The 26,156-nt window shown below is 61.3% G+C and carries 29 protein-coding genes and 3 tRNA genes; 15 read left to right on the plus strand and 17 right to left on the minus strand.

Annotated features, from left to right (window positions below; genetic code table 11):
* The 3 genes from AB4Z25_RS17965 to AB4Z25_RS17975 all read right to left on the minus strand — a co-directional run.
* Positions 1 to 147, minus strand: a 147-nt coding sequence (locus tag AB4Z25_RS17965) for a GTP-binding protein (protein ID WP_421387882.1), incomplete at its 3' end; no start/stop codon positions are given.
* A gap of 197 nt (positions 148 to 344) precedes the next feature.
* Positions 345 to 418: transfer RNA gene (locus AB4Z25_RS17970), tRNA-Gly, on the minus strand.
* A 31-nt stretch (positions 419 to 449) separates the two neighbouring features.
* Positions 450 to 534: transfer RNA gene (locus tag AB4Z25_RS17975), tRNA-Tyr, on the minus strand.
* A 203-nt stretch (positions 535 to 737) separates the two neighbouring features.
* On the opposite strand from AB4Z25_RS17975, the gene rlmB reads away from it, so the two are divergent.
* The 3 genes from rlmB (at position 738) to AB4Z25_RS17990 (ending at position 2,068) form a co-directional block, all read left to right on the plus strand.
* Complete coding sequence (gene rlmB, locus AB4Z25_RS17980; protein WP_112541165.1) at positions 738 to 1,628, plus strand: 23S rRNA (guanosine(2251)-2'-O)-methyltransferase RlmB; 891 nt, start codon at positions 738 to 740, stop codon at positions 1,626 to 1,628.
* A gap of 81 nt (positions 1,629 to 1,709) precedes the next feature.
* Positions 1,710 to 1,868, plus strand: a complete 159-nt coding sequence (locus tag AB4Z25_RS17985; RefSeq protein WP_442208791.1) for a hypothetical protein — start codon at positions 1,710 to 1,712, stop codon at positions 1,866 to 1,868.
* A gap of 62 nt (positions 1,869 to 1,930) precedes the next feature.
* A complete protein-coding gene (locus tag AB4Z25_RS17990) occupies positions 1,931 to 2,068 on the plus strand; it encodes a hypothetical protein (RefSeq protein ID WP_442208792.1) in 138 nt (45 codons plus the stop codon).
* Positions 2,069 to 2,122: 54 nt separating this feature from the next.
* Here AB4Z25_RS17990 and AB4Z25_RS17995 read toward each other — a convergent pair whose 3' ends face one another.
* Together AB4Z25_RS17995 and AB4Z25_RS18000 are read right to left on the minus strand one after the other, a co-directional pair.
* On the minus strand, positions 2,123 to 2,647 hold the full coding sequence (locus AB4Z25_RS17995; RefSeq protein ID WP_112537372.1) for a hypothetical protein: 525 nt from the start codon (positions 2,645 to 2,647) through the stop codon (positions 2,123 to 2,125).
* A 2-nt stretch (positions 2,648 to 2,649) separates the two neighbouring features.
* Positions 2,650 to 3,423, minus strand: a complete 774-nt coding sequence (locus tag AB4Z25_RS18000; RefSeq protein WP_112537373.1) for an NAD kinase — start codon at positions 3,421 to 3,423, stop codon at positions 2,650 to 2,652.
* A 271-nt stretch (positions 3,424 to 3,694) separates the two neighbouring features.
* Here AB4Z25_RS18000 and AB4Z25_RS18005 point away from each other — a divergent pair.
* Positions 3,695 to 3,770: transfer RNA gene (locus tag AB4Z25_RS18005), tRNA-Thr, on the plus strand.
* A gap of 218 nt (positions 3,771 to 3,988) precedes the next feature.
* Positions 3,989 to 4,309 (plus strand): hypothetical protein, encoded by a 321-nt coding sequence (locus tag AB4Z25_RS18010; RefSeq protein ID WP_310298653.1) that lies wholly within the window; start codon positions 3,989 to 3,991, stop codon positions 4,307 to 4,309.
* A gap of 54 nt (positions 4,310 to 4,363) precedes the next feature.
* Here AB4Z25_RS18010 and prfB read toward each other — a convergent pair.
* The 3 genes from prfB to AB4Z25_RS18025 all read right to left on the minus strand — a co-directional run bounded on the left by prfB (position 4,364) and on the right by AB4Z25_RS18025 (position 9,460).
* Positions 4,364 to 5,495 (minus strand): peptide chain release factor 2 gene (prfB, locus tag AB4Z25_RS18015; RefSeq protein ID WP_112389732.1). Its coding sequence is split into 2 segments (ribosomal slippage): positions 4,364 to 5,425 and positions 5,427 to 5,495, totalling 1,131 coding nucleotides; the frame shifts between segments, so codons are not numbered across the junction.
* 100 nt (positions 5,496 to 5,595) lie between these two features.
* Positions 5,596 to 8,055, minus strand: coding sequence for a penicillin-binding protein 1A (locus tag AB4Z25_RS18020; protein WP_112537375.1), 2,460 nt, complete (start codon positions 8,053 to 8,055; stop codon positions 5,596 to 5,598).
* 241 nt (positions 8,056 to 8,296) lie between these two features.
* Entirely contained in the window at positions 8,297 to 9,460 is a 1,164-nt protein-coding gene (locus tag AB4Z25_RS18025) for an N-acetylmuramoyl-L-alanine amidase (RefSeq protein ID WP_112537376.1), read from the minus strand.
* Between the two features lie 733 nt (positions 9,461 to 10,193).
* On the opposite strand from AB4Z25_RS18025, the gene AB4Z25_RS18030 reads away from it, so the two are divergent.
* On the plus strand, positions 10,194 to 13,109 hold the full coding sequence (locus tag AB4Z25_RS18030) for an Rne/Rng family ribonuclease (protein ID WP_112537377.1): 2,916 nt from the start codon (positions 10,194 to 10,196) through the stop codon (positions 13,107 to 13,109).
* A 209-nt stretch (positions 13,110 to 13,318) separates the two neighbouring features.
* On the opposite strand, the gene AB4Z25_RS18035 is transcribed toward AB4Z25_RS18030, so the two are convergent.
* Entirely contained in the window at positions 13,319 to 14,476 is a 1,158-nt protein-coding gene (locus AB4Z25_RS18035) for an aminotransferase class I/II-fold pyridoxal phosphate-dependent enzyme (RefSeq protein ID WP_112537378.1), read from the minus strand.
* Positions 14,477 to 14,678: 202 nt separating this feature from the next.
* Between AB4Z25_RS18035 and AB4Z25_RS18040 the strand changes: the two genes are divergently transcribed.
* The 5 genes from AB4Z25_RS18040 to aat all read left to right on the plus strand — a co-directional run bounded on the left by AB4Z25_RS18040 (position 14,679) and on the right by aat (position 18,500).
* Positions 14,679 to 15,437, plus strand: a complete 759-nt coding sequence (locus AB4Z25_RS18040; RefSeq protein ID WP_112537576.1) for a DsbA family protein — start codon at positions 14,679 to 14,681, stop codon at positions 15,435 to 15,437.
* A 145-nt stretch (positions 15,438 to 15,582) separates the two neighbouring features.
* A complete protein-coding gene (gene aroQ, locus AB4Z25_RS18045) occupies positions 15,583 to 16,020 on the plus strand; it encodes a type II 3-dehydroquinate dehydratase (protein WP_112517326.1) in 438 nt (145 codons plus the stop codon).
* Between the two features lie 22 nt (positions 16,021 to 16,042).
* Positions 16,043 to 16,519, plus strand: a complete 477-nt coding sequence (accB, locus tag AB4Z25_RS18050) for an acetyl-CoA carboxylase biotin carboxyl carrier protein (RefSeq protein WP_112389725.1) — start codon at positions 16,043 to 16,045, stop codon at positions 16,517 to 16,519.
* Between the two features lie 10 nt (positions 16,520 to 16,529).
* Positions 16,530 to 17,879, plus strand: coding sequence for an acetyl-CoA carboxylase biotin carboxylase subunit (accC, locus tag AB4Z25_RS18055; protein WP_112389724.1), 1,350 nt, complete (start codon positions 16,530 to 16,532; stop codon positions 17,877 to 17,879).
* 6 nt (positions 17,880 to 17,885) lie between these two features.
* Positions 17,886 to 18,500: a leucyl/phenylalanyl-tRNA--protein transferase gene (aat, locus tag AB4Z25_RS18060; RefSeq protein ID WP_112537379.1), complete on the plus strand. Its 615-nt coding sequence runs from the start codon at positions 17,886 to 17,888 to the stop codon at positions 18,498 to 18,500.
* A gap of 202 nt (positions 18,501 to 18,702) precedes the next feature.
* Here aat and AB4Z25_RS18065 read toward each other — a convergent pair whose 3' ends face one another.
* From AB4Z25_RS18065 to gatB, 5 genes are all read right to left on the minus strand, one after another.
* Positions 18,703 to 19,140, minus strand: a complete 438-nt coding sequence (locus tag AB4Z25_RS18065) for a DUF2155 domain-containing protein (RefSeq protein ID WP_112537380.1) — start codon at positions 19,138 to 19,140, stop codon at positions 18,703 to 18,705.
* Positions 19,141 to 19,258: 118 nt separating this feature from the next.
* Positions 19,259 to 19,654 (minus strand): NADH:ubiquinone oxidoreductase subunit NDUFA12, encoded by a 396-nt coding sequence (locus tag AB4Z25_RS18070; protein ID WP_112389721.1) that lies wholly within the window; start codon positions 19,652 to 19,654, stop codon positions 19,259 to 19,261.
* A 104-nt stretch (positions 19,655 to 19,758) separates the two neighbouring features.
* Positions 19,759 to 20,223 (minus strand): GNAT family N-acetyltransferase, encoded by a 465-nt coding sequence (locus tag AB4Z25_RS18075; protein WP_442208793.1) that lies wholly within the window; start codon positions 20,221 to 20,223, stop codon positions 19,759 to 19,761.
* Between the two features lie 7 nt (positions 20,224 to 20,230).
* Positions 20,231 to 20,734, minus strand: coding sequence for a GNAT family N-acetyltransferase (locus AB4Z25_RS18080; RefSeq protein WP_112537381.1), 504 nt, complete (start codon positions 20,732 to 20,734; stop codon positions 20,231 to 20,233).
* A 61-nt stretch (positions 20,735 to 20,795) separates the two neighbouring features.
* Positions 20,796 to 22,301 carry an Asp-tRNA(Asn)/Glu-tRNA(Gln) amidotransferase subunit GatB gene (gene gatB, locus AB4Z25_RS18085; protein ID WP_112537382.1) on the minus strand — a complete coding sequence of 502 codons (1,506 nt, stop codon included), beginning with the start codon at positions 22,299 to 22,301 and terminating at the stop codon, positions 20,796 to 20,798.
* Between the two features lie 134 nt (positions 22,302 to 22,435).
* Here gatB and AB4Z25_RS18090 point away from each other — a divergent pair, with 134 nt between their 5' ends.
* Positions 22,436 to 22,741 carry a DUF1294 domain-containing protein gene (locus AB4Z25_RS18090; RefSeq protein WP_112537383.1) on the plus strand — a complete coding sequence of 102 codons (306 nt, stop codon included), beginning with the start codon at positions 22,436 to 22,438 and terminating at the stop codon, positions 22,739 to 22,741.
* On the opposite strand, the gene AB4Z25_RS18095 is transcribed toward AB4Z25_RS18090, so the two are convergent.
* Positions 22,738 to 23,247 (minus strand): GNAT family N-acetyltransferase, encoded by a 510-nt coding sequence (locus AB4Z25_RS18095; protein ID WP_112537384.1) that lies wholly within the window; start codon positions 23,245 to 23,247, stop codon positions 22,738 to 22,740. The two genes, AB4Z25_RS18090 and AB4Z25_RS18095, sit on opposite strands and share 4 nt — an antisense overlap.
* A 289-nt stretch (positions 23,248 to 23,536) precedes the next feature.
* Between AB4Z25_RS18095 and AB4Z25_RS18100 the strand changes: the two genes are divergently transcribed.
* The 3 genes from AB4Z25_RS18100 (at position 23,537) to AB4Z25_RS18110 (ending at position 24,347) form a co-directional block, all read left to right on the plus strand.
* Entirely contained in the window at positions 23,537 to 23,794 is a 258-nt protein-coding gene (locus AB4Z25_RS18100; protein WP_112537385.1) for a YjhX family toxin, read from the plus strand.
* An 87-nt stretch (positions 23,795 to 23,881) separates the two neighbouring features.
* The gene (locus AB4Z25_RS18105) at positions 23,882 to 24,067 is read left to right on the plus strand and encodes a hypothetical protein (protein WP_112537386.1); all 186 of its coding nucleotides are present in this window, start codon (positions 23,882 to 23,884) and stop codon (positions 24,065 to 24,067) included.
* The gene (locus tag AB4Z25_RS18110; protein ID WP_112537387.1) at positions 24,057 to 24,347 is read left to right on the plus strand and encodes a type II toxin-antitoxin system RelE/ParE family toxin; all 291 of its coding nucleotides are present in this window, start codon (positions 24,057 to 24,059) and stop codon (positions 24,345 to 24,347) included. Before AB4Z25_RS18105 ends, AB4Z25_RS18110 begins: the two co-directional genes overlap by 11 nt.
* Positions 24,348 to 24,350: 3 nt before the next feature.
* Here AB4Z25_RS18110 and AB4Z25_RS18115 read toward each other — a convergent pair whose 3' ends face one another.
* Together AB4Z25_RS18115 and gatA are read right to left on the minus strand one after the other, a co-directional pair.
* Positions 24,351 to 24,626 carry a hypothetical protein gene (locus AB4Z25_RS18115; protein ID WP_112537388.1) on the minus strand — a complete coding sequence of 92 codons (276 nt, stop codon included), beginning with the start codon at positions 24,624 to 24,626 and terminating at the stop codon, positions 24,351 to 24,353.
* A 38-nt stretch (positions 24,627 to 24,664) separates the two neighbouring features.
* Positions 24,665 to 26,146 (minus strand): Asp-tRNA(Asn)/Glu-tRNA(Gln) amidotransferase subunit GatA, encoded by a 1,482-nt coding sequence (gene gatA / locus AB4Z25_RS18120; protein WP_112537389.1) that lies wholly within the window; start codon positions 26,144 to 26,146, stop codon positions 24,665 to 24,667.
* Positions 26,147 to 26,156: the final 10 nt, after the last annotated feature.

Consider the following 26,156-nt stretch of genomic DNA (forward strand, 5'->3'; position numbering starts at 1 on the left):
CGGAGCAGCGTCGATCTGGTCATACGCCTTGAACTCGCCGAAATACTTCGTGATCGCTGCCGTCAGAGACGTCTTGCCGTGGTCAACGTGGCCGATCGTGCCGATGTTTACGTGCGGCTTGTTGCGCTCAAACTTACTCTTTGCCATTTGAATGCTTCCTGTGAACGAAATGGGTGACCCGGCGAACCGGTTTAGTGCCGCCGTTTAAGGCTTTCGGCGAGATTGCGCAAGACCTAATTGCGAACGGCATTCCGGGGTTTGCTGCCCATATGGGAAGCAATTGACGCAACGCAAGATCCACCGCCAAAAGCGCGGCGCAACAACCTGAAGCTAAAAGGAAAAACTGGAGCGGGTAGCGGGAATCGAACCCGCGTATTCAGCTTGGAAGGCTGCTGCTCTACCATTGAGCTATACCCGCGGGATTGGTCTTGGCCCGACCAGAGAACGAATGGTGGAGAGAGTTGGATTTGAACCAACGTAGGCTGAGCCAACGGATTTACAGTCCGTCCCCTTTAACCACTCGGGCATCTCTCCATTCGTTTCGTCTGGATCGGAAGACCAAGCTTGCGACCGTCTGGCGTTGCCGCCCCTCGGTCTGCGCCGCGTATATGACCGGACGATTTCCTCATGTCAACACGATGACTGCGGAAAAAATGTGAAAAATTTCATCGCCTGTTGAAAGGCCCTCTGTGAAAGAAGTCCTATGCGCGGAGAGTTGCCGCCGTTATAAAAGCCGCATGAGCAAAGACAACAAATTCACCGGCAAGCCCGACACCGACAAAACCGCCAAGGATACGCATTATGCGACCTTGCGCCGCCAGCACCGCGATGCAAAGCGCGAGCGCGGTGACATACCGACCCCCGGCCCGCAGAAGCGCAAGCGCGGCGGCGACGACTGGAAGCCGCCGGTTCTGGCGCCTGAGCAGGTCTATCTCTATGGCCTGCACACGGTTCGCGCGGCGCTCGAAAATCCCGAGCGCAAGAACATCAAGCTGTCCGTGACGCAGAATGCGCTGGCGCGCCTCGAGATCAATCCCGAGAACATGAAGATCCCGGTCGAGATGGTCTCGCCGCAGGATATCGACAAGATGCTCGGCCCCGATGCGATCCACCAGGGCGTGATGCTGGAGACGCGGCCCCTGCCCGTCCGCCGGCTGGAAGCCTTGAAGGACAGCCCGTTGCTTCTGGTTCTCGACCAGGTGACCGATCCGCATAATGTCGGCGCCATCATGCGCTCGGCAGTGGCGTTCAATGCTGGCGCCGTCATCACCACCCAGAGACATAGCCCGACAGAATCAGGTGTGATGGCGAAATCGGCCTCCGGGGCGCTGGAACTGATTCCTTATATCCAGATCACCAATCTGGCCGACGCCGTCGGCGAGATGCACAAGCTCGGTTTTGTGACGATCGGCCTCGATTCGGAAGGGCCGGCTCCGCTTGAGGGAACGTTCACAGGTGACAAGGTGGCGCTCGTTCTCGGCTCTGAAGGCAAGGGCCTGAGGCAGAAGACCCGCGAGACGGTCAATGCACTTGCCCGGCTCGATATGCCTGGCGCGATCAAGTCGCTCAACGTTTCGAACGCAGCTGCCATCGCCATGTATGCGGCGCGGCAGTACCTGGCGAAATAGGACCGAGGTCTCAAAATGAACGCATGCCGAAGCTAGATGGCGGCGAACCGAAAACAGCAAGAGAGAAGGAAACGATCCGGCATGGCAATCCGGCCCCTCCTGTTCGGCATTCTGTTCGTCGCAGTCTTCGTCGGCATCATTCTCAGCCTCGTCTGGGTCGATCCCTCCCATCCGGTGCGCCAGCCCGATCCGCTGGCCCCCTCGGCCCCCAGCCCCTCTGCCCCAGCTCCTGTGCAATAGGGCTTCCGGAACCTCAAACATCTCCGCGCGTTTGTCCCGCAGGTTAATGCAAGGAAGAACGCATGCGAATCATGATCGCCGTCGTAGTTATATTGGTTGGCTCGGTGCTGAGCATCGTGATGATGGCGCCATCCGGCACCGGACAGACCGGCAACGGCGCCAAGATCGAGGCAAGCATCAACGAGCCTGTGCAGCAGTAGGCCGGCCGCCCGGCCGTGCAAAAGAAAAGCCCCGGTATAGCTGGGGCTTTTTTGTCAGTTGGTCGCCTTTTCAACGGAAATCTCTCCGAACTCGTCGATCAGCACGGTCCAGCCATCCGGCTCGGCATCCGGATCGGTCTTCAAATAGACGGTGGCGAACAGCCCCGGCTGTTTGATGATCCCCGTCGAGTTCTCCGGTCGGATGTCGGTGACGTAAGGCTTGAGATCGGTGAATTCGTGCAGTTCCACCGTGGAGACGATCTGCGGCCCACCATCGGTCTGCGCCACCTGCTGCAGGTAGACCTTCGATGTGCGGTCATCCTGGCGGACGGAGAAGAGCTTGTAATAGCCATGGCGCGGCTCTCCGGGTTTTGCCGCCGTCTGATCGGCAGATACGGGTTTGCCTGATGTGTCGGGCGTGCGCTCGATGGCGATGTCAGCCTTGCTTTCTTCCCAATATCCCGTGCTGGTGGCGAAGGTGACAGCGGACGGCAGGATCGTCTCCGCGCCTGGAGCTGCCCTAGCGATCCCTGCGCCCGTCAGGAGCGTGGCCGCCAATAGAAAAGTCCCTGCCCTCATCGTTAGTCCTCGAACTGTTCTGCCAGAATGCGGTCCGACCACGAACGATCGGGATCGGAGAGGATGCGCGCCGTCATGTGCTCCGACTGGGCGATGCGCACATGCAGCACCGACTTGACCTCGGAATTATCGGCAACGGCGTTCACCGGCCGCTTCTCGGCCTCAAGGATATGGATATCGACCGTCACCTTGTTCGGCAGCAACGCGCCACGCCAGCGCCGCGGCCTGAAGGCGCTGACCGGCGTCAACGCCAGAAGCGGCGCTTCCAGCGGCAGGATCGGGCCGTGTGCGGAAAGATTGTAGGCGGTGGAGCCCGCCGGAGTCGCCACCATCACGCCATCGCAGATCAATTCCGGCAGCCTGACATGGCCGTCCACCTCGACGCGAAGCTTGGCCGCCTGATAGGACTGGCGAAACAGCGACACCTCGTTGATGGCGAGCGCCTCGGAATTCGTGCCATCGGCATTGGCCGTCGTCATCTGCAGGGGACGGAAGACGTTTTCGACAGCAGCACAGATGCGCTCTTGCAGATCCTCGGTGCGGTAATCGTTCATCAGGAAGCCGACGGAGCCGCGGTTCATGCCATAGACCAGCTTGCCGCTGTTCATAATTCCATGCAGCGTCTGCAGCATGAAGCCATCGCCGCCGAGCGCGACGATCACATCCGCCTCTTCGGCCGGCACGTCACCGTAGATCCGAATCAGCTCCTCGCGCGCAGCAAGCGCTTCAGTCGTGGAGGAAGCCAGAAAACCAAGCGTCTGAAATGACCGGCCCATGCAATGCCCTTTGTTATGCTCGCCTAGCTAAAGGATAAAGGGCTTGTGCGACAAGGTGTTTTGCACATCAATACAAAGTGCGGAAACTCGACAAAGCGTGAGCATCCGGCATTTCCGCGAAACGGCCCCGGCGGGGCGCAATAGTCTCCGCCAACCGCTGTTGTCGCCCAGCACGATTTCCACGATTCTGCAGCCAAAACCGTTCACGAATTCGCGCCGATGCCGGATTTTGCCTTTACACGAATTCAGAATCTGGTAGTTGGCACGCATTGCCCTTGTAGCTCAGTTGGTAGAGCACCTGATTTGTAATCAGGGGGTCGCGGGTTCGAACCCTGCCGGGGGCACCATTCTTCTGAGAAGTGCAGCGCAGCTGCTCTTGCCTCTCCTGACAACTCTCCCCATCGCGAACAAATGTCGTCACCGCGTTGAACCGCGCTTTGCCGTTTCCCGCATCTCCGCGCGCCGATCGGCTACCCATCGCATGAACCTAACATGAAGCCCGTCTTCAGAGCGAGTTCAGGCCCGTGGGGTCACCTTGGGTCATGAAATAGCAAGGAGATGCGCTATGAAAATCGTCCATTTGGCGGTTGCTGCTGTTCTTTCCATCGGTTCGGCCTTCGTTGCCGTCGAGCCCGCGGCGGCGATGCCGCGATCTCAGGCGCCGGTCGCTGCCGTCGAGAAGAGCGATGTGGTTCAGGTCCGGCACCGGGATCGCCGCTACTACCGGGATCATCGCCCGCGTTATCGCGACAGCTGGCGCTATGACCGCCGTCACCACCGGGATTGGCGGGCCGAGCGGCGCTGGCGGGGTGATCGCGATTGGCGGTATCGCGACCGCTACTACCGGCCGCATCGGAACGGCGTCTATTTCCGCCTGAACCTCTAGAACGAAAAAAGCCCCGGATGTCCGGGGCTTTTTTTATTGTCCAGCCTGCGCGGCTCAGTCGATGTCGTCGACGACGGCATCGGGCTTGCCGCTGATGCGGTGCGCAAGCGCTGCTTCCATGAACTCGTTGAGTTCGCCGTCGAGGACGTCGCCCGGCGCCGTGCTGGCAACGCCGGTGCGCAGGTCCTTGACCAGCTGGTAGGGCTGCAGCACATAGGAGCGGATCTGGTGGCCCCAGCCGATATCCGACTTCGAGGCGGCTTCGGCATTGGCCGCGTCTTCGCGCTTCTTCAGTTCGGCTTCGTAAAGACGGGCGCGCAGCATGTCCCACGCCTTGGCGCGGTTCTTATGCTGTGAGCGTTCCTGCTGGCACTGCACGACGATACCGGACGGCATATGCGTGATACGCACGGCCGAGTCGGTGGTGTTGACGTGCTGGCCGCCGGCGCCCGACGAGCGGTAGGTATCGATGCGGCAATCGCCTTCGTTGATGTCGATCTGGATCGAGTCGTCGATCACAGGGTAGACCCAGATGGACGAGAAGGACGTGTGCCGGCGTGCATTGCTGTCGTAAGGCGAAATACGCACCAGGCGGTGAACGCCCGATTCGGTCTTCAGCCAGCCATAAGCATTGTGGCCCTTGACGAGCAGCGTCGCCGACTTGATGCCCGCTTCTTCACCATCGTGAACTTCGAGAAGCTCGACCTTGAACTTCGAACGTTCGGCCCAGCGCGTGTACATGCGCAACAGAATGTTGGCCCAGTCCTGGCTCTCGGTGCCGCCGGCACCGGAATGGACTTCCAGATAGGCGTCGTTGCCATCGGCTTCGCCAGAGAGCATCGCCTCCACCTGGCGGCGCGCAGCTTCGGCCTTCAGGCCCTTCAGCGCATCCTCGGCGTCCTTGACGACGCCTTCGTCGCCCTCTTCCTCGCCCATTTCGATGAGCTCGATATTGTCGTTCAGCTGCTGTTCGAGCTGCTTCACGCCATTGATGCCGTCATCCAGCTGCTGGCGCTCGCGCATCAGCTTCTGGGCTTCCTGGGCATCGTTCCAGAGGTTCGGGTCCTCTGCCTTGTTGTTCAACCAGTCCAGCCGTCTTATCGCCTGGTCCCAGTCAAAGATGCCTCCTCAGCAGGGTGATAGCCTGCTTGGTTTCATCGACTACGTTTATGATCTCGGCGCGCATTGTCCTGCTTCTTTGCGTTGGTCTTGAGCTGGCCCGTCAAATAGTTGCGGCGGCCGAGGATGTAAAGCCCGCGGCCGCCGCACCGTCTCTGCGGATGATGTTAATAGAGGCCGCCGGCGCCAGACTGCACCGCCTGGTTGGCCTGTGGCGAGGTCTTGAGGATTTCCTCCGGTGCCATGGTGCCGTCCATGCCGATGACCGAGAAGCTGTCGGCCGGGCCGGTGCCGGGCTTGAAGGCTTCGATAATGGTGTTCGGATCGCCTTCCTGCGCCGCCATGCCGGTCTTGCGGTCGATGGCGACGAGGTTCATGCCCTGCGGAATGACGAATTTCGACGGCGGCATGTCCTTGACGGCGGCCTGCATGAATTCGTTGAAGATCGGCGCAGAGAGGCCACCACCCGTGCCGCCGCGGCCAAGCGGGGCCGGCGTATCGAAGCCCATATAGAGACCGGCGACGAGATCCGGCGTGAAGCCGACGAACCAAGCGTCCTTCTCGTCGTTGGTCGTACCGGTCTTGCCGGCAACGTCGCGGCCGCCGAGATCGACCTTGCCTGCGGCTGTACCGCGGGTGATGACGCCCTGCATCATCGAGGTGATCTGGTAGGCGGTCATCGGATCGAGAACCTGTTCGCGGTTATCGACGATATTGGGCTCTTCCTGGTTCTGCCAGTCGCCGGCATTGCAGCCATCGCAGACGCGCTCTTCATGCTTGAAGATGGTCTTGCCGTAACGGTCCTGGATGCGGTCGATCAGGGTCGGCTTGATCTGCTTGCCGCCATTGGCCAGAACCGAATAGGCCGAGACCATGCGCAGCACCGTGGTTTCGCCGGAGCCGAGCGACATGGCGAGCAGCGGCGGCATCTTGTCATAGATGCCGAAGCGCTCGGCATATTCGGCGACGATGTTCATGCCGAGGTCATTGGCAAGGCGCACCGTCATCAGGTTGCGCGAATGCTCGATACCGGAGCGCAGCGTCGAGGGGCCGCCGACTTCGCCGCCGTAGTTTTCAGGCTTCCAGACCTGGCCGCCGGAAACGATCTCGATCGGCGCGTCCATGATCACGGAGGCCGGCGTATAGCCGTTGTCCATGGCGGCAGCATAGACGAAAGGCTTGAACGACGAGCCCGGCTGACGCATCGCCTGCGTCGCGCGGTTGAATTCCGACTGGCCGTAGGAGAAGCCGCCGGCCATGGCGAGCACGCGGCCGGTCTTCGGGTCCATGGCGACGAGGCCACCTTGAACCTTCGGCGGTTGCTGCAGGCGGTAGGAGGTCGAGGTCTCGTCGCCCTGACGCGCGACATAGACCACGTCACCAGGAGACAGCACGCCTTCCGGCGACTTGGCGGTCTTGCGGTCGCCTGTCGAGGAGCGGTAGGCCCACTGCATGTTCTTGGCGGCGATCGTACCGCGCTCGCGCTCAGCGCCGATCTTGCCGCTACCATCCTTCGGCGGCTGCAGGCCGATGTCCGCGCCATCGTCGGAAACCGCCAGAACGACGGCCAGGCGCCATTCGGGCACATCGGAGAGCGCCGGAATATCGGCCAGCGCCTTGCCCCAATCCGACGTCGTGTCGATGGTCTTCAGCGCGCCGTGGAAGCCGCGGCGCTCGTCATAGGTGGTCAGGCCGTCCTGCAGCGCCTTGCGGGCGGCAAGCTGCATCTGCGGATCGAGTGAGGTGCGGACGGAAAGACCGCCTTCATACAGCGTCTTTTCGCCATACTGGTCGATCAGCTGGCGGCGGACGGCCTCGGCAAAGTAATCGGATGCGAAGAGCGACGGGCCGGTGCTGCGGGCAGTGACGCCAAGCGGCTGCTTCTTCGCCTCTTCGCCGTCTTCCTTGCTGACATAGCCGTTCTCGACCATACGGTCGACAACCCAGTTGCGGCGCTCGAGAGCAGCTTCAGGGTGGCGGAACGGATGGTAATTCGCGGGGCCTTTCGGCAGCGACGCCAGATAGGCGGCTTCGGCGATTGTCAGTTCAGTGACCGACTTGTTGAAATAGGTGAGTGACGCGCCGGCAATGCCGTAAGAGTTCAGGCCGAAGAAGATCTCGTTGAGATAAAGCTCAAGAATCTTGTCCTTCGAATAGGCCTGCTCGATGCGGAAGGAGAGGATCGCTTCCTTGATCTTGCGGTCGATGGTCTGGTCGGATGTCAGAAGGAAGTTCTTGGCGACCTGCTGGGTGATCGTCGAAGCGCCGACCGGGCGGCGGCCGGAACCGAAATTCTGCAGGTTGACGAGGATGGCGCGGCCAAGGCCGGTCAGATCGACGCCCGGGTGATTGTAGAAATTCTTGTCTTCGGCCGAAAGAAACGCCGCCTTGACGCGGTCCGGGATTGCCTGGATCGGCAGGAACAGGCGCTTTTCCTTGGCATATTCGGCCATCAGCGCGCCGTTGCCGGCGTGAACGCGGGTGGTAACCGGCGGCGCATAGCTGTTCAGCACGGCGTAATCGGGGAGATCCTTCGCGACGTTTGCCAAATAGACGGCAACGACAGCTGCGGCGCCAAGAAACATGACGCAAGCAATGCCGAAGAAATATCCAAGAAGTCTGATCATATTGGGCTACCGGTATTCCAAATCTTCAATCGGCACAGGCGATATCATCGCATCGGAGCGCGCAATCTACACATTGCGCGCGGCTTACTCCATGAGCGGCACTGCGACAAGCCGAATCCGCCTCTCGGGTCAGAAACATAGCGGCGAGTAACGGCCTGAATGTGAGCAAAATAGGGCTCCCCTGCCCCATTCCAGTCCCGTCCCCGGCTTTCGTCCACGCTGTTACATGTTCGCCACGGCGTCAGCCGCCATTGGCGACGACCGACGAGCGGTAACGCTTGACCGCATAGGTCATCAGGTCCGCCATCTTGCCGCGCCAAGCGTCATCGAGCAGCAGCTTCTCGTCTTCCACATTGGAGAGGAAGCCGAGTTCGACGAGGATCGATGGCACGTCGGGCGCCCTCAGAACCTGGAAACCTGCATGGCGATGCGGATTGTTGATGGTGCCGATCTGGTCCTTGAAGGAGTTCAGGACGCTTTCGGCCAGCGAGATCGAAAACGCCTGCGTCTCGCGCCGCGTCAGGTCGAGCAGGATATCGGCCACTTCGGGCGGCTCGGCGACGGTTTCCTTGCCGGCAATCTGATCCGAGAGGTTTTCACGTTCAGCAAGATCGGCGGCGAGCTTGTCGGATGCCTTGTCGGAGATCGTATAGACGGTCGCCCCGCGGATATCCTTCTGCTTCAGCGTATCGGCATGCAGCGAGATGAAAAGGCCGGCGTGGTTCTGCCGGGCGATCTGCACACGCTCGGAAAGCGAGAGGAACTCGTCGTTGTCGCGGGTCAGAAACGCCTTGATGCCGGGCTCGCGGTTCAGCCGGTCGGCCAGCGCCTTGGCGAAGGCCAGTGTCACCTGCTTTTCTTCGGTTTTCGTATCGACGCCGATCGCGCCGGTATCGATGCCGCCGTGACCGGCATCGACGGCGATGACGAAATCGCCGGGCTTTGCAGCCTCTGCTGCCGGAATGGCGCTAGTCACCTGCTGGTCATCGGCGCCGTTCCAGGTCTGAGCCTTGACGAGCGCGGCGAAGGCTTCCTTCGACGTCATCTCGGCGTCGAGCACCAGGCGGTGTCCCTTGCCGTCCTCATCCTGCTGAACCTTGGCAATCGCCAGCTTCACCGGCTTGATGGCGGTGAGCACGATTCGCGCGCTGCCCTCGCCCATCGCGCCGTAGCGGATATCCTTGAAGAGACCGCGCGCTTCCAGCTGCTTGGTATCGAAACCGAAGGCGGTCGCCGGGAGATCGACGACGATGCGCTCGGGATTGGCAATATAATGGATGGAGAAGCTGGGGGCCTGGTCGAAATCGATGACGATGCGGGTGCGGGCGTCATCGCCGATAATCCGGGCACCGTAGGCCAGCAGCGGCTCGGGCTTGGCGCCGTCGGCTGCGATGGCGGTCGCCATCGCGAGACACAGCGCCGCGGCAGTGAGCGCCGCCGCAAAAACATTCTTCCGGTTGCCGGATTGCCCCGCTACGGGCCGCTCCCTCTTAAACAATCGACCGCCACACCCTATTTGTCATTGCATATGTCCCCGGGGCACATGATCCCCGCCGCCCGGCGGCGCCTGCCCGATGCCCGGCGCAGAGCATAGCGCATCGAATCGGGACCGCGGATCCCCGATTTTCTATGCGTGCCGAAATCCATCAATATTATGGCACATTTGGCTTTTCCCTTGCTATTGTGACAGAGAAACCATACAACGATTTCAGGTTAGAAGTGCTGACGGGATAGAGTCGCCGCGAAGGCTGCCAACCCCTGAGAGGACCTGGCGCCGCAACCGGCAATCGTCCGCCGTCATACGTGTTTCTTTCCGAGTGAACTGGATTCTGATTTTTCCGGCGTATGCGGAAACTTCATCGGTGGATAGCCACCAACCGCTCCGAGGAGCAAACTCATCGGACCTACGGGTCTTAGTATTGTCGATCTCGCTTGGTCATAATGGTGTCGCAGCAGGTTTTATCCAAAGTCTACAGGCCCCGGGAGAATATCTTCCCCGCTGTTGCCTGGCTGTTGCCTGTCCTCCCGAACCAAGCGCGACTTTCATTATCCGGCGCAACCCCTCCTGACCGCAACCCGCCTGTCTCAGACACTGGCGGGGATGCGCGTATGAGGCTGCGCCGAGGAGCACAGCTTACATGGCAGACAAAATGCTTATCGACGCGTCTCACGAGGAAGAGACGCGCGTCGTTGTCGTTCGCGGGAACCGCATAGAAGAATTTGACTTCGAGTCGCAGCACAAGAAGCAAATTCGCGGCAACATCTATCTTGCAAAGGTAACGCGGGTAGAACCCTCGCTACAGGCCGCCTTCGTTGATTACGGCGGCAACCGGCACGGCTTTCTGGCCTTTGCCGAAATCCACCCTGATTACTACCAGATCCCGCTGGCCGATCGTCAGGCGCTGCTGCGCGCGGAAGCCGAAGAGCATCGCCGCGACGACGACGTCGAGCACGTCGAAACCGCGCCGATGAACGATCCGGCCAACCAGGACCAGCCCGACATCGGCATCGTCGCCAAGGATGAGCCGGCAGCGGACGCTACGGCCGAGGCCCCTGCCGCGATCGAAGCGGAAGCAGCTCCGGCTGCCGAAGACGCCGCTCCGGTAAAGAAGGCTGCAAAGCCGCGCCGCAGCCGCAAGAAGGTTGTCGAGACCACCGCGACCGAAGATGCCGTCCCGACCGATGTCGAAGCGCCGGTTGCTTCCGTCGATAGCGACGACGACTCGAACGGCAGCTCGATGGCTGCCATGGTCGAGACCGACTCGATTTCCGAAGACGTCGATTCCCGCCGCCGCGGCAATGACGACGATGACGACGACGATCATGACCACGAGGAAGAAGTGATCGAATCGGTCGGCGCCGAAGACGCGATGGAAGAAGTTCCCGATCGCGTTCAGCGCAAGCCGCGCAAGCAGTACCGCATCCAGGAAGTCATCAAGCGCCGCCAAATCCTGCTCGTGCAGGTCGCCAAGGAAGAGCGCGGCAACAAGGGTGCAGCTCTTACCACTTACCTCTCGCTCGCAGGCCGTTACTCGGTGCTGATGCCGAATACGGCGCGTGGCGGTGGCATCTCCCGTAAGATCACCAATCCGCAGGACCGCAAGCGCCTGAAGGAAATCGCCCGGATGCTCGAAGTGCCGCAGGGCATGGGCGTCATTCTGCGCACGGCCGGCGCCAACCGCACCAAGGTCGAGGTCAAGCGCGATTTCGAATATCTGATGCGTCTCTGGGAAAACGTCCGCACGCTGACGCTGGCGTCGACAGCCCCTTGCCTCGTCTATGAAGAGGGATCGCTGATCAAGCGTTCGATCCGCGACCTCTACAACAAGGATATCGGCGAAGTCATCGTTGCCGGCGAAGAAGGCTATCGTGAAGCGAAAGACTTCATGAAGATGCTGATGCCGAGCCACGCCAAGGTGGTTCAGCCTTACCGCGACATCCACCCGATCTTCTCGCGCTCCGGCATCGAAGCGCAGCTCGACCGCATGCTGCAGCCGCAGGTGACGCTGAAGTCGGGCGGCTACCTGATCATGAACCAGACGGAAGCGCTGGTTTCGATCGACGTCAACTCCGGCCGTTCGACCCGCGAGCATTCGATCGAAGACACGGCCCTGCAGACGAACCTCGAAGCCGCCGACGAAGTCGCGCGCCAGCTTCGGCTTCGCGACCTTGCAGGCCTGATCGTTATCGACTTCATCGACATGGAAGAAAAGCGCAACAACCGCGCTGTCGAGAAGCGTCTGAAGGAATGCCTGAAGAACGACCGCGCCCGTATCCAGGTCGGCCGTATCTCGCATTTCGGCCTTCTCGAAATGTCGCGCCAGCGTATCCGTGCCTCGGTTCTGGAATCGACGACCCAGGTCTGCTCGCATTGCGGCGGTACCGGTCACGTCCGTTCGCAGTCTTCGGTCGCCCTGCATGTGCTGCGCGGCATCGAGGAATATCTGCTGAAGAACACGACGCACGACATCACGGTGCGCACTACGCCCGACATCGCGCTCTATCTTCTGAACCACAAGCGCCAGTCGATCGTCGATTACGAGACCCGCTTCGGCGTGGCGATCATCATCGGCGCCGACAATAGCGTCGGATCGCAGCACTTTGCGATTGATCGCGGCGAGCCGGTCGAAAATCCGGTGAAGATCGAAACCCTGTTCAACTTCGCGGCCATCCCTGAAGATGACGACGACGATGTCGTGATCGAGGTGGACGAAGAAGAAGACGAAGAACTGGAAGAAAAGCCAGCCGCCAGCGAGCGTCCTGCCCAGCAGGCACGCGCCGAGAGCGATGGCGAAGCCGGCAACCGCAAGCGCAAGCGGCGCCGCCGCCGCCGTGGCGGACGTGGCGGAAATGAACAGCAGTCGGCCAACGACGCTTCCGGTGACGAGGGCGACGATGGAGAAGGTGACGAGGACGATGCAGGCGCAGAGGGCGACGAAGCCGCTGCCGGCACCGCGGAAGCCCGCGCCGAAACCGACAGCGAGAGCGAACAGCGCCGCAAGCGCCGCCGCCGCGGCAAGCGTGGCGGACGCCGCAACCGTGACGAAAACGGCGAACTGAGCGCCGAGGGTACTGACGGCGAGACGGACGCTGACGGCGAAGCCGGCGAAGGTGACGCTGCCGAAAGCGCGGCAGCCGAGACGCAGGCTGAAGTGATCGAGGCCGTTTCCGAAGATGCCGCCGAAGGCCAGACGGCGATGGCAGCTGTCGAAACCGGCGCCTTCGTCACCGAGGACGTCAAGCCCGCCAAGGGCCGCGGCCGTGGCCGCAAGAAGGCTGTCGAGGTTTCGCCGGTGGAAGAGCCTGTCGTTGCCGAGGAAGCTCCGGCTGCCGCAGCAACTGCCGAACCTGCACCCGAAGCCGAGACGGTGGAAGCCTCTGCCGACCTCGACGCCCCGGCAACGGAAGAAGCGAAGTCGGCCCGCGCCAATCGCGGCTCGAACGTCTCCTCCTCTTCGCCGACCGTCAAATCGACGCGCAGCGAAGCTGCCGAGCCCGAGGGCGACGGCAAGCCGAAGAAGGCCGGCTGGTGGCAGCGCCGCGGCTTCTTCTGAGAGCCCGCTGATTGATCAATGAAAAGCCGGCTGTGGCGACACAGCCGGCTTTTTTGATTCCGTATCCGGGAGAGATTGGAAAGGGGCATCCGAGATAAGTCGAGAAGGCCAATCCGGCTTTGCCTCACGGCAGCAAGCCTCTTCAGATCTTGATTCACCTGTCTGACAAAATGAGTCAGGAAATGCGTCTAAGCGCTTGAGCGCGGACTCTATTTCAGCCAGAGGGCCATGCGCTCGACGGCTTCGACGATCTCAGTTTGCGAGCCGGCGTAAGACATGCGCATCGTCCTGTTGCCTTCGAGCGGATCGAAATCGAGGCCCGGCGTCGCGGCGACATTGATCTCCGCAAGCATGCGCTTGGCAAAGGCCATGCTGTCATTGCTGAACCGCGTCACATCGACATAGGCGTAGAAGGCGCCGTCCATCGGCGAGGCCACCGGCAGGCCGATTTCGGGCAAGCGGCGGAGCAGGAAATCGCGGTTGGCGGCATAGCTCGCCTTATAGACGTCGAGTTCGGCGGCAGCGCCAAGTGCCGCGGTGGCGGCGATCTGCGACAGTTCCGGCGGCGAGATATAGAGGCTCTGGGCAACGCGCTCGATCGGGCGGACCAGCCGTTCCGGCAGCACCATCCAGCCGATCCGCCAGCCGGTCATGCAATAGTATTTCGAGAAGGAATTGATGACGATCGCCTCGTCTGTCAGTTCCAGCGCGCTCGTCTCCTCCCCGGCAAAGGTCAGGCCGTGATAGATTTCGTCGGAGATGAAGGCGATCGATTGAGCGGCGCAATAATCGGCAAGCGCCTTCAGCGCCGCCCTGCCGGTGACCGTCCCGGTCGGATTTGCCGGACTGGCAAGCAGGACGCCCTTGAGCTTGACGCCATTCTCGCGCTGCGCCGCTTCAAGGCTTTCTGGCGTCAGCGTGAAATGCGTCTCGGCCGTCACTGCGACCTCGATCACCTTCAGCCCGAGTGCGCCGAGAATGTTGCGATAGGCCGGATAGCCGGGCCTGGCGATCGCCACCGCATCGCCCGTATCGAACAGCGACAGGAAGACGAGATTGAAACCGGCGGAGGAACCCGTCGTGATGGCGATCCGCGCCGGATCGATCTCCAGGCCATGGCGATCGCGATAATGCCAGGCGAGCGCGTGTTTCAGCCGCGCGGTCCCCAGCGCATCGGTATAGCCGATCTTGCCTTCCGCCAGTGCCGCGCGGGCCGCGTCGAGTGCTGCCTGCGGTGCCGGATGCGACGGCTGGCCGACCGCCATCGAGATGACCGGGTGACCGGCGGCACGCCGTTTGGTCGCCTCCGCCAGAACGTCCATGGCGTGGAAAGGCTCGACTTCGCTGCGCTTCGATACGGAAAACAAGGGCTAAAACTCCGGATATTCAATTGCGGCCAGACAATTGCCGCATTATCAGGTGCATCACAATCCCGCGATTGCGCCGCGATCCAGAAAAATCCTGTTTGATGGCCGGGCCGCACACCGTAATTTGATGCCGAACGTTTCAGCCCATTAACCGGGCGATGTTATGAAGCGGCATCGCATTCGATCAGCCGACGAGGACACAATGGCTCTCTTTCCGAAAACCTTCACCGCCCTTGCGCTCGCTGCCAGCTTTGCGATGCCCCTTCCCGCTGCCGCTCTCGACGATGCGCAGAAGAAGGAATTCGGCGAGTTCATCAAGGAATACCTGATCCAAAATCCCGAGATCATGCTCGACGTTCAGGACGCCCTGCAGAAGAAGCAGGAAGAGGCCCGCCTCGTCAAAGCCAACCAGGTGATCGGCGAAAACAGCAAGAGCATTTTCGAGGCCAAGGACGATATCTCGATCGGCAACCCAAGGGGTGACGTGACCATCGTCGAGTTCTTCGATTACAATTGCGGCTATTGCCGTCACGCGCTGACCGACATGCAGACGATGCTGAAGAAGGACCAGAACGTCCGCTTCGTGCTCAAGGAATTCCCGATCCTCGGCCCGGAATCGGTTGCCGCGCACAAGGTTTCCGACGCTTTCCGCAAGCTGGCGCCTGAAAAGTACGAGAAGTTCCACATGGCTCTGCTCGGCAGCGAAGGCCGCGCCGACGAAGACAGCGCCATCGAAGTGGCCTCCTCGCTCGGCGTCAACGAAAAGCAGATACGCGCCGAGATGGAAAAGAGCCCCGACACGTCTTCGGTGCAGAATGCCTATGACCTTGCCCAGAAGCTCGGCATCACCGGAACGCCCTCCTACGTCATCGGCAACGAGCTGGTGCAGGGCGCGGTCGGTTTCGACGACCTGGAAGCCAAGGTCAAGAACATGCGCACCTGCGGCAAGACGAGCTGCTGAGAGCGACGCTCATCAAATCGCCAAAATCTAAGCGTTTCAGCCATGTGGACAAATATGGCACGATTCCGGCTGCCTACCCCAAAGGGCTTTCATTAAGGGCATGGGGAGTCTATAGGTTGCCCTCGTGCATTTAATGGAACACTCGATGACGCAAACCATTTTCGTCCTGAACGGGCCCAACCTGAACATGCTGGGCAAAAGAGAGCCCGGCATCTATGGCGGCAAGACGCTCAAGGACATCGAAGCGGATTGCAGGGCTGCGGGCCAGGAACTCGGTCTCGAAATCGATTTCCGCCAGAGCAACCACGAAGGCGCGCTCGTCGACTGGTTTCATGAAGCAAACGACAAGGCTGCAGGCGTTGCGATCAATGCCGGAGCCTACACGCATACATCCATTGCACTGCATGATGCGATCAAGGCCATTTCCATTCCGGTGATCGAGCTCCATATCTCTAACGTGCATGCACGCGAAGAATTCCGCCACAAGTCGATGATTGCCCCTGCTTGCAAGGGTGTGATCGCCGGCTTCGGGCCTCACAGCTACATTCTGGCGCTTCACGCGCTGAAGAACCTTACGGCATAAGAAGAAGACAGGGCAAACACTCATGGCTGAAAAGAAATCGGGTATCGACCAGGCACTGATCCGTGACCTCGCGAACATCTTGAACGACACGGACCTGACGGAAATCGAAGTCGAACAGGAAGATCTGCGCATCCGCGTCTCGCGCGGCGGCAATGTTCAATATGTCCAGGCGCCGATCGGCGGCGCTCCGGCCTATGCGCCTGCGCCTGCAGCCGCCGCACCTGCGGCCGCTCCGGCAGCAGCCGCTGCCCCGGCCCGCAACCCGGCCAACACGGTCAGCGCCCCGATGGTCGGCACCGTCTATATGGCACCGGCTCCGGGCGCACGCGCGTTCATCGAAGTCGGCTCGACCGTCAAGGAAGGCCAGACGCTTCTCATCATCGAAGCGATGAAGACCATGAACCAGATCCCGTCGCCGAAGTCAGGCAAGGTCACGGAAATCCTCGTCGAAGACGGCAGCCCCGTCGAATACGGCCAGGCCCTCGTCGTCATCGAATAAGGCGGGCATCATGGTCTCGAAAATCCTCATTGCTAACCGCGGCGAAATTGCGCTGCGCGTCCTGCGCGCCTGCAAGGAGCTCGGCATTCCCTGTGTCGTGGTTCACTCCACCGCCGATGCCGACGCCATGCATGTGCGCCTTGCCGACGAGAGCGTCTGCATCGGCCCTCCGCCGTCGCGCGACAGCTATCTGAACATCCATCAGATCGTCGCAGCCTGCGAGATCACCGGCGCCGATGCTGTGCATCCCGGCTACGGCTTCCTGTCCGAAAACGCCAAGTTTGCGGATATTCTTGAGGCCCACGGCATCACCTTCATCGGCCCGACCGCGGATCACATCCGCATCATGGGCGACAAGATCACGGCCAAGACGACGGCGCAGGAACTCGGCATCCCCGTCGTTCCGGGCTCTGACGGCGAAGTGAAGACCGAAGAAGACGCCATCAAGACGGCGGCCGAAATCGGCTATCCCGTTCTGATCAAGGCAACCGCCGGCGGCGGCGGACGCGGCATGAAGGTCGCGAAATCCGAAGCCGACGTGATCGAAGCCTGGTCGACGGCCCGCACCGAAGCGGCAGCCGCTTTCGGCAACGAAGCCGTCTACATGGAAAAGTACCTCGGCAAGCCGCGCCACATCGAAGTTCAGGTGTTCGGCGACGGCGAAGGCAATGCGATCCATCTCGGCGAACGCGACTGCTCGCTGCAGCGCCGCCACCAGAAGGTCTGGGAAGAAGCCAATTCCCCAGCGCTCAACGTCGAGCAGCGCATGAAGATCGGCCAAGTCTGCGCCGACGCCATGAAAAAGCTGAAATATCGCGGCGCCGGCACGATCGAGTTCCTCTACGAGAACGGCGAGTTCTATTTCATCGAAATGAACACTCGCCTGCAGGTGGAACACCCGGTCACCGAAGCCATCACCGGCATCGACCTGGTGCACGAACAGATCCGCGTCGCCTCGGGCGGCGGTCTGTCGGTGACGCAGGCGGAAGTGAACTTCGAGGGCCACGCCATCGAATGCCGTATCAACGCCGAAGACGCGCGCACCTTCGTGCCCTCGCCTGGCACGATCACGCATTTCCATGCACCGGGCGGCCTCGGCGTTCGCATCGACAGCGGCGCCTACCAGGGCTACAAGATCCCGCCTTACTACGACAGCCTCATCGGCAAGCTCATCGTGCACGGGCGCACCCGCGTCGAATGCATGATGCGTCTGCGCCGCGCGCTGGACGAGTTCGTCGTGGATGGCATCAAGACCACGCTGCCGCTGTTCCAGGATCTGGTTTCGAACCAGGACATCGCGAATGGCGACTACGACATCCACTGGCTGGAACAGTATCTCGCCAGCACCAAGCCGGCCTGATCACGAATGGCAGGGTCGCGCAGGAAGTCCCCAGGAATTACCCCGGAGATCCTCCTGCGCGCCTACTCCATCGGCCTCTTCCCGATGGCCGAGTCGGCTGACGATCCGGAGATCTTCTGGGTCGAGCCGGAACTTCGCGGCGTCATCCCGCTCGACGATTTCCACATTTCCAAAAGTCTTGCGAAAACCATTCGCCGCAGACCGTTCGATATCCGGTTCAATCATGATTTCGATGCGGTGATCTCGGCTTGCGCGGCGGAAACCTCCGGGCGCCCGAGCACCTGGATCAACGGCACCATCAGGCAGCTCTATTCGACCCTCCACCGCATCGGCCATGCGCATTCTGTCGAGGCCTGGGAGGGCGATACGCTTGTCGGCGGCCTCTACGGCGTCTCGCTGGGCGCGGCGTTCTTCGGCGAGAGCATGTTCTCACGGCGCACCGACGCCTCGAAGATCTGCCTGGTGCATCTGGTCGAGCGTCTCAGGGAAAAAGAGTTCAGGCTGCTGGATACCCAGTTCACCACCGAGCATCTGAAAACCTTCGGTGCGATCGACGTGCCGAAGGATGAATATGCGGTCATGCTGGATGCCGCGATGGATTCGCCGCATCTGGAGTTTTAGGGGAGCGCACGCCCTCGTCCTTCGAGGCCCTTCGGGCACCTCAGGATGAGGGCTCTCTTGCAGGCCTCGCTCGGAGCCAGAATGAAAACCAGCGACGGGCACTCCAGCGCCAATAGCCACTCCGCCCCTCATCCTGAGGTGCCCGGAAGGGCCTCGAAGGACGAGGGCCGGCCACAATGGCCCAAACCGGTAATCAGGAAACTTATTTAGCCTTCGCCGCACCATCGGGTGCCGGCACGTCCGACTGCGCCTTGCAGTCCTTCAACCAGACGTCATAGATCGGGTGTTCGACGGCGTTCAGACCCGGGCTGTCGGCGAACATCCAGCCGGTGAAGATGCGGCGGATCTTGCGGTCGAGCGTGATTTCGTCGACTTCGACAAAACCGTCGATCTTTTGCGCTTCCGACTGGTCGCGCGAATAACAGGCTTTCGGCGTCACCTGCAGCGCGCCGAACTGGACCGTTTCATTGACATAGACGTCGAAGGTGGTGATGCGGCCGGTGATCTTGTCGAGGCCGGAGAAGACGGCGACAGGGTTTTCGATGCGCGCAGCAGAAGCGATCTGCGGCAACAGCGGCGAGCCAAGCGCCAGGGCGATCCCGGCGGCACGCAGGACGTGGTTCCGCGTGAAAAGCTGCATATCTACCCGTCTCCACCGCATCTCATGATAATGGCCGCAGCTTCTGCGGCCAACCTGCGGGTAAAGGTCAATTGTGGCCAAAAGCCGGGCCGGACGGCCCGCTTTGCGGTCGGCGAACTCAGTTGCCAGGCGTCCAGGCGTCGTAGTCGCCGGTGACGCGCGGACGCTCGCCGGTGGCCGACAGCGAACCCGGCGGGCGGTAGGCCTGCGGCGAGCCGGTCGGGTTGGCGCGGTGCGCCTTTTCCCATTCCTTGGCGGCGTAGTTTTCCTTCGACGGCGGGGTGTCGGTGCGGTGGTGCATCCAGCCGTGCCAGCCCGGAGGAATGGCCGAGGCTTCGGCATAGCCACTGTAGATCACCCAGCGCTTCGGCAGACCATAGGAAGACAGGCCGCCTTCGTAATAGACATTGCCGAGCTCATCTTCGCCAACACGCTTGAAACCGCGAAGCGCAAACCGTGTTCCCAGCGTGTAGTGGTTCCACCAGGTGAAAATGTGCAGCAGGAAGTTCTTCATGTCTGTTCCTTGTGCTTGAGGGAGGTCAAGCGGGACTGGAATTCGTTCACTCGCTTATGCCGCCGGAAGACCTGAATGTCCAGTGATTCCAGATCTGCGAAGGCTCATTTCAAGGCCATCTTGAAGCCGAGATGCGATGGCTCGAAGCCCAGGCGCTCGTAGAACCGGTGGGCATCCTTGCGCTTGCCGTTCGAGATCAGCTGGACGCGGACGAGACCGCGGCTTTTTGCCTCTGCGATACAGAACTCGATCATCTGCCCGCCGATGCCCTGCCCGCGCAAGTCGCCGCGCGTCTGCACCGCCTCGATGATCATGAAGGATGCGCCGCGGCCGGTCAAAGTCGTCGCTATCGAAATCTGAAACGTGCCGGCGACTTCGCCGGACAGTTCGCCGACATAGAGCGTCTGGTCCGGCGCCGCGGCGATCGCACAGAAAGCCTTGAGGTAGTCCGCGTAAGCGCTCTCGTCGGTCGTATCGCCATGGCCGCCGATATCGTCGGCGGCAAAGAGTGCGATCAACGCGGCAAGATCGTCCTGCCGGGCCTCGCGGATGATGAGCTTGCCGGTCATGATGGTCTCAATGGGCGGGAAGATGTTTTTCAAGCACCAGCGTCGCAATACCCGACTGGCCGGGGCCGACATTCTCGTTGCGGCCCGCCTCGATGAAACCCAGCCGGCTGTAGAAACCGATCGCATCCTCGTTCTTCGGCTCGACTTCGAGACGCATGATCTCCGCATCTGGAAAGCAGGTTTCCAGCTCGGCAAACATGTCGCGGCCGATGCCCTGACGCTGCAGCGCCGGACGCACATAGAGAAGATGCAGGATCGCCGTCTTTGCCAAATCGGCGGACATTGCCGCATAGCCGACCGCACCGATATCCTTGCCGCTGTCGGCGACGACGAATTCGGCATTCTTCTTCGCCAGCCGCGCCTTCAGCGCCGCCGGCGAAAACAGGTGGGCGATCAGTTCATCGACCTTCGGTTCGCCATAAAAGCGGTCGTAGGTCGCATGAAAGCTCTCCACCAGCACGGCGCGGATCCTTTCCAGATCGCGCTCACCGGCGGTGCGGACAAAATACACCAAGGCTTTCTCCTGGCGGCGCCGGGATCCGAGGCCGCTCACGCTCTTCGGCAGACGCCGGTTATTCCTCGACGATGCCGAGCTTGGCCTTGACCAGCGCCTGGACGGCCTGCGGGTTGGCCTTGCCGCCGGTCGACTTCATGACCTGGCCGACGAACCAGCCAGCCAACGTCGGCTTGGCCAGCACCTTGGCAACCTGATCGGGGTTGGCGGCGATGATCTCATCGACAGCTTTTTCGATGGCGCCGGTGTCGGTCACCTGCTTCATGCCGCGGCTTTCGACGATTTCAGCGGGATCGCCACCCTCGTTGAGGATGATCTCGAAGACGTCCTTGGCGATCTTGCCGGAAATCGTCTCGGCCTTGATCAGGTCGATGATGCCGCCGAGCTGGGCCGGGGAAACCGGAGTCGATTCAATATCTTTTCCGAGTTTGTTCAAGGCACCAAGCAAGTCGTTGATGACCCAGTTGGCAGCCGTCTTGCCATCGCGGCCTTCGGCAACGGCTTCGAAATAATCGGCAATCGCCTTTTCGGACACGAGTACCGACGCGTCATAGATCGACAGGCCGAGTTCGCGGACGAAGCGGTCCTTCTTGTCATCGGGCAGCTCCGGCAGATCCTTTGCCAGCGCGCTGACGAAAGCATCGTCGAACTCGAGCGGCAACAGGTCCGGATCCGGGAAGTAGCGGTAGTCATGCGCGTCTTCCTTGGAGCGCATGGAGCGCGTCTCGCCCTTGTTCGGGTCGAAGAGACGGGTTTCCTGGTCGATCGAGCCGCCGTCCTCCAAAATCCCGATCTGGCGGCGGGCTTCGTATTCGATCGCCTGACCGATGAAGCGGATGGAGTTGACGTTCTTGATCTCGCAGCGCGTGCCGAAGCCTTCGCCGGGACGGCGCACGGAAACGTTGACGTCGGCGCGCATCGAGCCTTCGTCCATGTTGCCGTCGCAGGTGCCGAGATAGCGGACGATCGAGCGCAGCTTCGTCATGTAGGCCTTGGCCTCATCGGACGAGCGCATGTCGGGCTTGGAGACGATCTCCATCAGCGCGACGCCGGAACGGTTCAGGTCGACATAGGACATGGTCGCGTGCTGGTCGTGCAGCGACTTGCCGGCGTCCTGTTCCAGATGCAGACGCTCGATGCCGATCTCGATGTCTTCGAACTGGCCCTGACGATCCGGACCGAGCGAGATGACGATCTGGCCCTCGCCGACGATCGGATCCTTGAACTGCGAGATCTGATAGCCCTGCGGCAAGTCGGGATAGAAATAGTTCTTGCGGTCGAACAGCGAGCGCTTGTTGATCTGCGCCTTCAGGCCAAGACCGGTGCGCACCGCCTGGCGGACGCATTCCTCGTTGATGACGGGCAGCATGCCGGGCATGGCCGCGTCGACGAGAGAGACGTTCGAATTCTGCGGCTTGCCGAATTCCGTCGATGCGCCGGAGAAGAGCTTCGAATTCGACAGCACCTGCGCATGGACTTCCATGCCGATGATGACTTCCCAATCGCCGGTGGCGCCGGGAATGAAGCGTTTCGGATCAGGCGTGCGAACGTCGACAAGGGTCATGTGATACTCTTCGGGAGGCTGTTCTTTTCATCTGGTGAGGTAACGGAAATGGCCTGCCGGTGCAAGGCTTTCGGCGCCTCGCGGACGTGCTATGCGTTTTCGCGCTATTAACGCTGGCGCGCTATCATCCGACTATGTCTGCCACTGATCCGTTGATGCTGGCCGCTCTGCTGCTGGCCTACAACCTTTTGGTCTTCGCCGTCTATTTCTTCGACAAGGAAGCTGCGCGTGCCGGAGGCCGGCGCATCAGCGAGCAAACGTTGCTGACGCTGGCGCTGCTTGGCGGCAGCCCGGGCGCGGTTACGGCCCAGCGCTTGCTCCGGCACAAGACGCGGAAGGAGCCGTTCCGCTCACTTCTGTTGGCGATCGCTGTGCTTCATGCAACGCTCTGCGGAGGGTTGGCGGCACTATTCGGCTTGGATCGGCTGGGACTTCTCTAGAAATCAGGGCCATATGTTCCGTCGCCCCCGCTCTCGAGCGGCTTGGTCAAACCGACGGAGGGTACGTCGCGATCAAGCTTCGGGTTGTAGACGATCGACAGCCAGTGAATGCTATAGCCGTGCTTCTGGAAGAAGTTGATAGCCTCGTTGTTACCCGAATGCGTCTGCATGCCGGCGCTGGAGAAGCCTTGGTCGGCGATATCCGTCTCGATCTGCGCCAGCAGCGCGGCGCCGACACCCTGGCGGGTGAAGGCCGGATCGATCCAGAAATCCGAGATCGTTTCGTCGAATTTCTCCCGCGCTCCCCAGCCGACAATCTGGCCGCTGAGTTCGGCCACTGTGATCGTCAGCCAGCTGTTGCGGGTAAAATTCGAAAAGGCACTCCGCGCTGCATCGAGCAGCGCGTCCGTCTCGCCCATGGCCACCATCGCCTTTTGCCAGGCTCTGAGGCCGATCTCACTCAAAAGGTCCGCCTCGCCCTCGCGGGCATTGCGAATGTGGATCATGGAACCCCCGTTCAATGATCAAAGTAGAACACCGAATCGTCAGTTTTTCCATCGGTTTGCGCGGCTTTCGCACCGTTTTTGCAGGCGAGTTGCGAATCTGGCGCGCTTGACGGCAACCTGTGCGTGGGTTAGGCAAACCTTATGTTGAACTCGTCTGAGACCCGCTAAGGGCCCTGCCCGCAAGCTGCTTGCGCGCATGGGCCAGAAAAAAACGAAACCCCGCCGTTCGCCTTGAACGCCGGATCGTTTTTTTGTGCGCTTTCGAGCGCCAGACCGGATCGACACGACAATGGACATTTCACGCGCCGAACAGCGCATCCTGCACCTGCTCGCCCAGGGCGGCCGGATCGAACTCACCCGCGGCGAAGACCGCGCCATCGAGAAGCTTCAACTTTTCACCAGAGAAGGTTGGGTCTTCTCCGGCATCGACATCCTCACCTTCCGCAAGCTCAAGCAGAAACGGGCCATCCGCTCGCAGGGCGGCAGACCGTATCGAATTACCGAGCGGGGATTGGTGCTGGTGAGGGCGGAGCAGGATAACAGGTGAGAAACCGGAGGCTGGCTCTTGAATGGGCCAGTCTACCTCTAAATCGACAGGGTTGGATCGACGTCGTCTTCGCGCTATCTTAGCATCATGAGCGATCTGCGAGACACCATTCCCATCGAAGACCTGACCGAAGTGCAGCCCAACGCGGCGGCCGATGAGAACTATGACGCGTGGAAGGAAAAGAAGATCCGAGCCGCGCTCAAGCAAGCAGATGACCGCTCCTCATTGATCCCGGCAAAAAAGGTCTGGGAGCGTTTCGGGTTTGAACGTTAATTTCACACCGCAGGCCATCGCTGACCTCCGTGAAATTCATCACCACATCAAGAGATTCGACGCGGCCGCCGCCGACCGCATTCTGTCGCGCATTCGGCAGGTCATCGAGATATTCGAGAATTTTCCGCTGCTCGGCCGGGAAGGCAGCGTCCATGGCACGCGGGAATTCGCAATTTCCGGACTGCCGTATACGATCGTCTACCGTATCGTCTCCGCCGTTGACCTCGATATCCTAACGATCGTCCACCAGCGCAAGCTCTATCCGCCGCAGCAGGATTGAATATCAGACTGCTGCGGAAAACTCGGCCTTCATCACCGCCCACTCCTCGTCGAGCGTCCCCGTACCGCGAGCCCGTCCGGCGCGGCGGTACCAGTAGTCGGCATTCCAATCATCGCCCTCGATGCGATGGCAGAGAGCGTGGCCCCAGTCGAAGGGGCGCTGACCTTCGTGGGCCTGGCAGATGTTGTGAACATCCGTCCATTCGGCGCCCATGACAAAGCGCGCGGCCGCAAGGCGGTCGAGGGCTTCGATCAAACGTTGGATGTCAGACTGAGCCATTCCGCCTCCTCCGGGCCGTGGCTAGCAGACCGCTCCGCTCACCACCACTTGGCCGGCGAGAACTTGCCGGCTGCCTGTTCGATGACGTGGGCGGTCTTGAAGAGGGTTTCCTCGTCGAAGGGCTTACCGATCAGCTGCAGGCCAAGCGGCAGGCCCTTGTGGTCGAGACCGGCGGGAACGGCGATGCCCGGCAGGCCCGCCATGTTGACGGTGACCGTGAAGATGTCGTTCAGATACATCGCGACCGGATCGGCGGCGAGGTTCTCGTCGGCGACACCGAAAGCGGACGACGGCGTGGCCGGCGTGAGGATCGCATCGACACCGGCGTCGAAGACGATCTCAAAGTCGCGCTTGATCAGCGTGCGGACCTTCTGGGCCTTGATGTAATAGGCGTCGTAGTAACCGGCCGACAGCACGTAGGTGCCGATCATGATGCGGCGCTTGACTTCCTTGCCGAAGCCCGCAGCGCGGGTCTTCTCGTACATGTCGGCGATGTCCTTGCCGTCGACGCGCAGGCCGTAGCGGACGCCGTCGTAGCGGGCGAGGTTCGAGGAGGCCTCGGCGGGGGCGACGATGTAATAGGCCGGAAGCGCATATTTGGTGTGCGGCAGCGAGATGTTGACGATCTCGGCACCGGCATCCTTCAGCCAGGCAATGCCCTGCTGCCAGAGCGTTTCGATCTCCTCGGGCATGCCGTCGACGCGGTATTCGTTCGGAATGCCGATCTTCATGCCCTTCAGCGATTTGCCGAGTGCGGCTTCGTAATCCGGAACGGGCAGATCGACCGAGGTCGTGTCCTTGGAGTCGACCGAGGCCATCGACTTCAGGAGGATCGCCGCGTCGCGGACGTCGCGGGCGATCGGGCCAGCCTGGTCGAGCGAGGATGCGAAGGCGACCGTGCCCCAGCGCGAGCAGCGGCCGTAGGTCGGCTTGATGCCGACGGTGCCGGTGAAGGCTGCCGGCTGGCGGATCGAGCCGCCGGTATCGGTGGCGGTCGCACCGGCGCAGAGATGGGCGGCAACGGCAGCGGCAGAACCGCCCGAAGAGCCGCCCGGAACCAACTGCTGGTTGGAGCCGGAGGCGCGCCAGGGGTTAATCACCGCACCGTAATGCGAGGTCTCGTTCGACGAGCCCATGGCAAACTCATCCATGTTCAGCTTGCCGAGCATGACGGCGCCGTCGTCCCAGAGGTTCTGGGTGACCGTCGATTCGTAGCGCGGTTCGAAGCCGTCGAGAATGTGGCTGCAGGCCTGGGTGTGGACGCCGACGGTGGCGAACAGATCCTTGATGCCGAGCGGGATGCCTTCGAGATCGCCTGCCTGGCCGGCCGCGATACGCTCATCGGACTTCTTTGCCATGACGCGGGCGAGATCGGGCGTGGTCTTGATATAGGCGTTCAGCGCGCCGTTCGCCGCATCGATCGCCGAGATATAGGCTTCGGTCAGTTCGGTGGCGGTGATCTCTTTGCCGCGCAGCTTCTCGCGGGCTTCGGCAATGGTCAGGCTGGTGAGTTCGCTCATAGTGTTTACT

The organism is Rhizobium sp. RAF36, assembly GCF_052114105.1.
GTDB lineage: Bacteria > Pseudomonadota > Alphaproteobacteria > Rhizobiales > Rhizobiaceae > Rhizobium.

Excerpts from the sequence above, each read along its gene's own strand:
- AB4Z25_RS18070 (WP_112389721.1), bottom strand. The coding sequence starts at position 19,654 with ATGAAGAACTTCCTGCTGCACATTTTCACCTGGTGGAACCACTACACG.
- AB4Z25_RS18020 (WP_112537375.1), bottom strand. The coding sequence starts at position 8,055 with ATGATCAGACTTCTTGGATATTTCTTCGGCATTGCTTGCGTCATGTTT.
- AB4Z25_RS18115 (WP_112537388.1), bottom strand. The coding sequence starts at position 24,626 with ATGGCTCAGTCTGACATCCAACGTTTGATCGAAGCCCTCGACCGCCTT.
- AB4Z25_RS18010 (WP_310298653.1), top strand. The coding sequence starts at position 3,989 with ATGAAAATCGTCCATTTGGCGGTTGCTGCTGTTCTTTCCATCGGTTCG.
- AB4Z25_RS18100 (WP_112537385.1), top strand. The coding sequence starts at position 23,537 with ATGGACATTTCACGCGCCGAACAGCGCATCCTGCACCTGCTCGCCCAG.
- AB4Z25_RS18000 (WP_112537373.1), bottom strand. The coding sequence starts at position 3,423 with ATGGGCCGGTCATTTCAGACGCTTGGTTTTCTGGCTTCCTCCACGACT.
- AB4Z25_RS17995 (WP_112537372.1), bottom strand. The coding sequence starts at position 2,647 with ATGAGGGCAGGGACTTTTCTATTGGCGGCCACGCTCCTGACGGGCGCA.
- AB4Z25_RS18090 (WP_112537383.1), top strand. The coding sequence starts at position 22,436 with ATGTCTGCCACTGATCCGTTGATGCTGGCCGCTCTGCTGCTGGCCTAC.
- gatB (WP_112537382.1), bottom strand. The coding sequence starts at position 22,301 with ATGACCCTTGTCGACGTTCGCACGCCTGATCCGAAACGCTTCATTCCC.
- gatA (WP_112537389.1), bottom strand. The coding sequence starts at position 26,146 with ATGAGCGAACTCACCAGCCTGACCATTGCCGAAGCCCGCGAGAAGCTG.
- accC (WP_112389724.1), top strand. The coding sequence starts at position 16,530 with ATGGTCTCGAAAATCCTCATTGCTAACCGCGGCGAAATTGCGCTGCGC.
- accB (WP_112389725.1), top strand. The coding sequence starts at position 16,043 with ATGGCTGAAAAGAAATCGGGTATCGACCAGGCACTGATCCGTGACCTC.
- AB4Z25_RS17990 (WP_442208792.1), top strand. The coding sequence starts at position 1,931 with ATGCGAATCATGATCGCCGTCGTAGTTATATTGGTTGGCTCGGTGCTG.
- AB4Z25_RS18025 (WP_112537376.1), bottom strand. The coding sequence starts at position 9,460 with ATGGCGACCGCCATCGCAGCCGACGGCGCCAAGCCCGAGCCGCTGCTG.
- AB4Z25_RS18095 (WP_112537384.1), bottom strand. The coding sequence starts at position 23,247 with ATGATCCACATTCGCAATGCCCGCGAGGGCGAGGCGGACCTTTTGAGT.
- AB4Z25_RS18075 (WP_442208793.1), bottom strand. The coding sequence starts at position 20,223 with ATGACCGGCAAGCTCATCATCCGCGAGGCCCGGCAGGACGATCTTGCC.
- AB4Z25_RS18040 (WP_112537576.1), top strand. The coding sequence starts at position 14,679 with ATGGCTCTCTTTCCGAAAACCTTCACCGCCCTTGCGCTCGCTGCCAGC.
- AB4Z25_RS17985 (WP_442208791.1), top strand. The coding sequence starts at position 1,710 with ATGGCAATCCGGCCCCTCCTGTTCGGCATTCTGTTCGTCGCAGTCTTC.
- AB4Z25_RS18105 (WP_112537386.1), top strand. The coding sequence starts at position 23,882 with ATGAGCGATCTGCGAGACACCATTCCCATCGAAGACCTGACCGAAGTG.
- aat (WP_112537379.1), top strand. The coding sequence starts at position 17,886 with ATGGCAGGGTCGCGCAGGAAGTCCCCAGGAATTACCCCGGAGATCCTC.
- AB4Z25_RS18065 (WP_112537380.1), bottom strand. The coding sequence starts at position 19,140 with ATGCAGCTTTTCACGCGGAACCACGTCCTGCGTGCCGCCGGGATCGCC.
- AB4Z25_RS18030 (WP_112537377.1), top strand. The coding sequence starts at position 10,194 with ATGGCAGACAAAATGCTTATCGACGCGTCTCACGAGGAAGAGACGCGC.
- aroQ (WP_112517326.1), top strand. The coding sequence starts at position 15,583 with ATGACGCAAACCATTTTCGTCCTGAACGGGCCCAACCTGAACATGCTG.
- rlmB (WP_112541165.1), top strand. The coding sequence starts at position 738 with ATGAGCAAAGACAACAAATTCACCGGCAAGCCCGACACCGACAAAACC.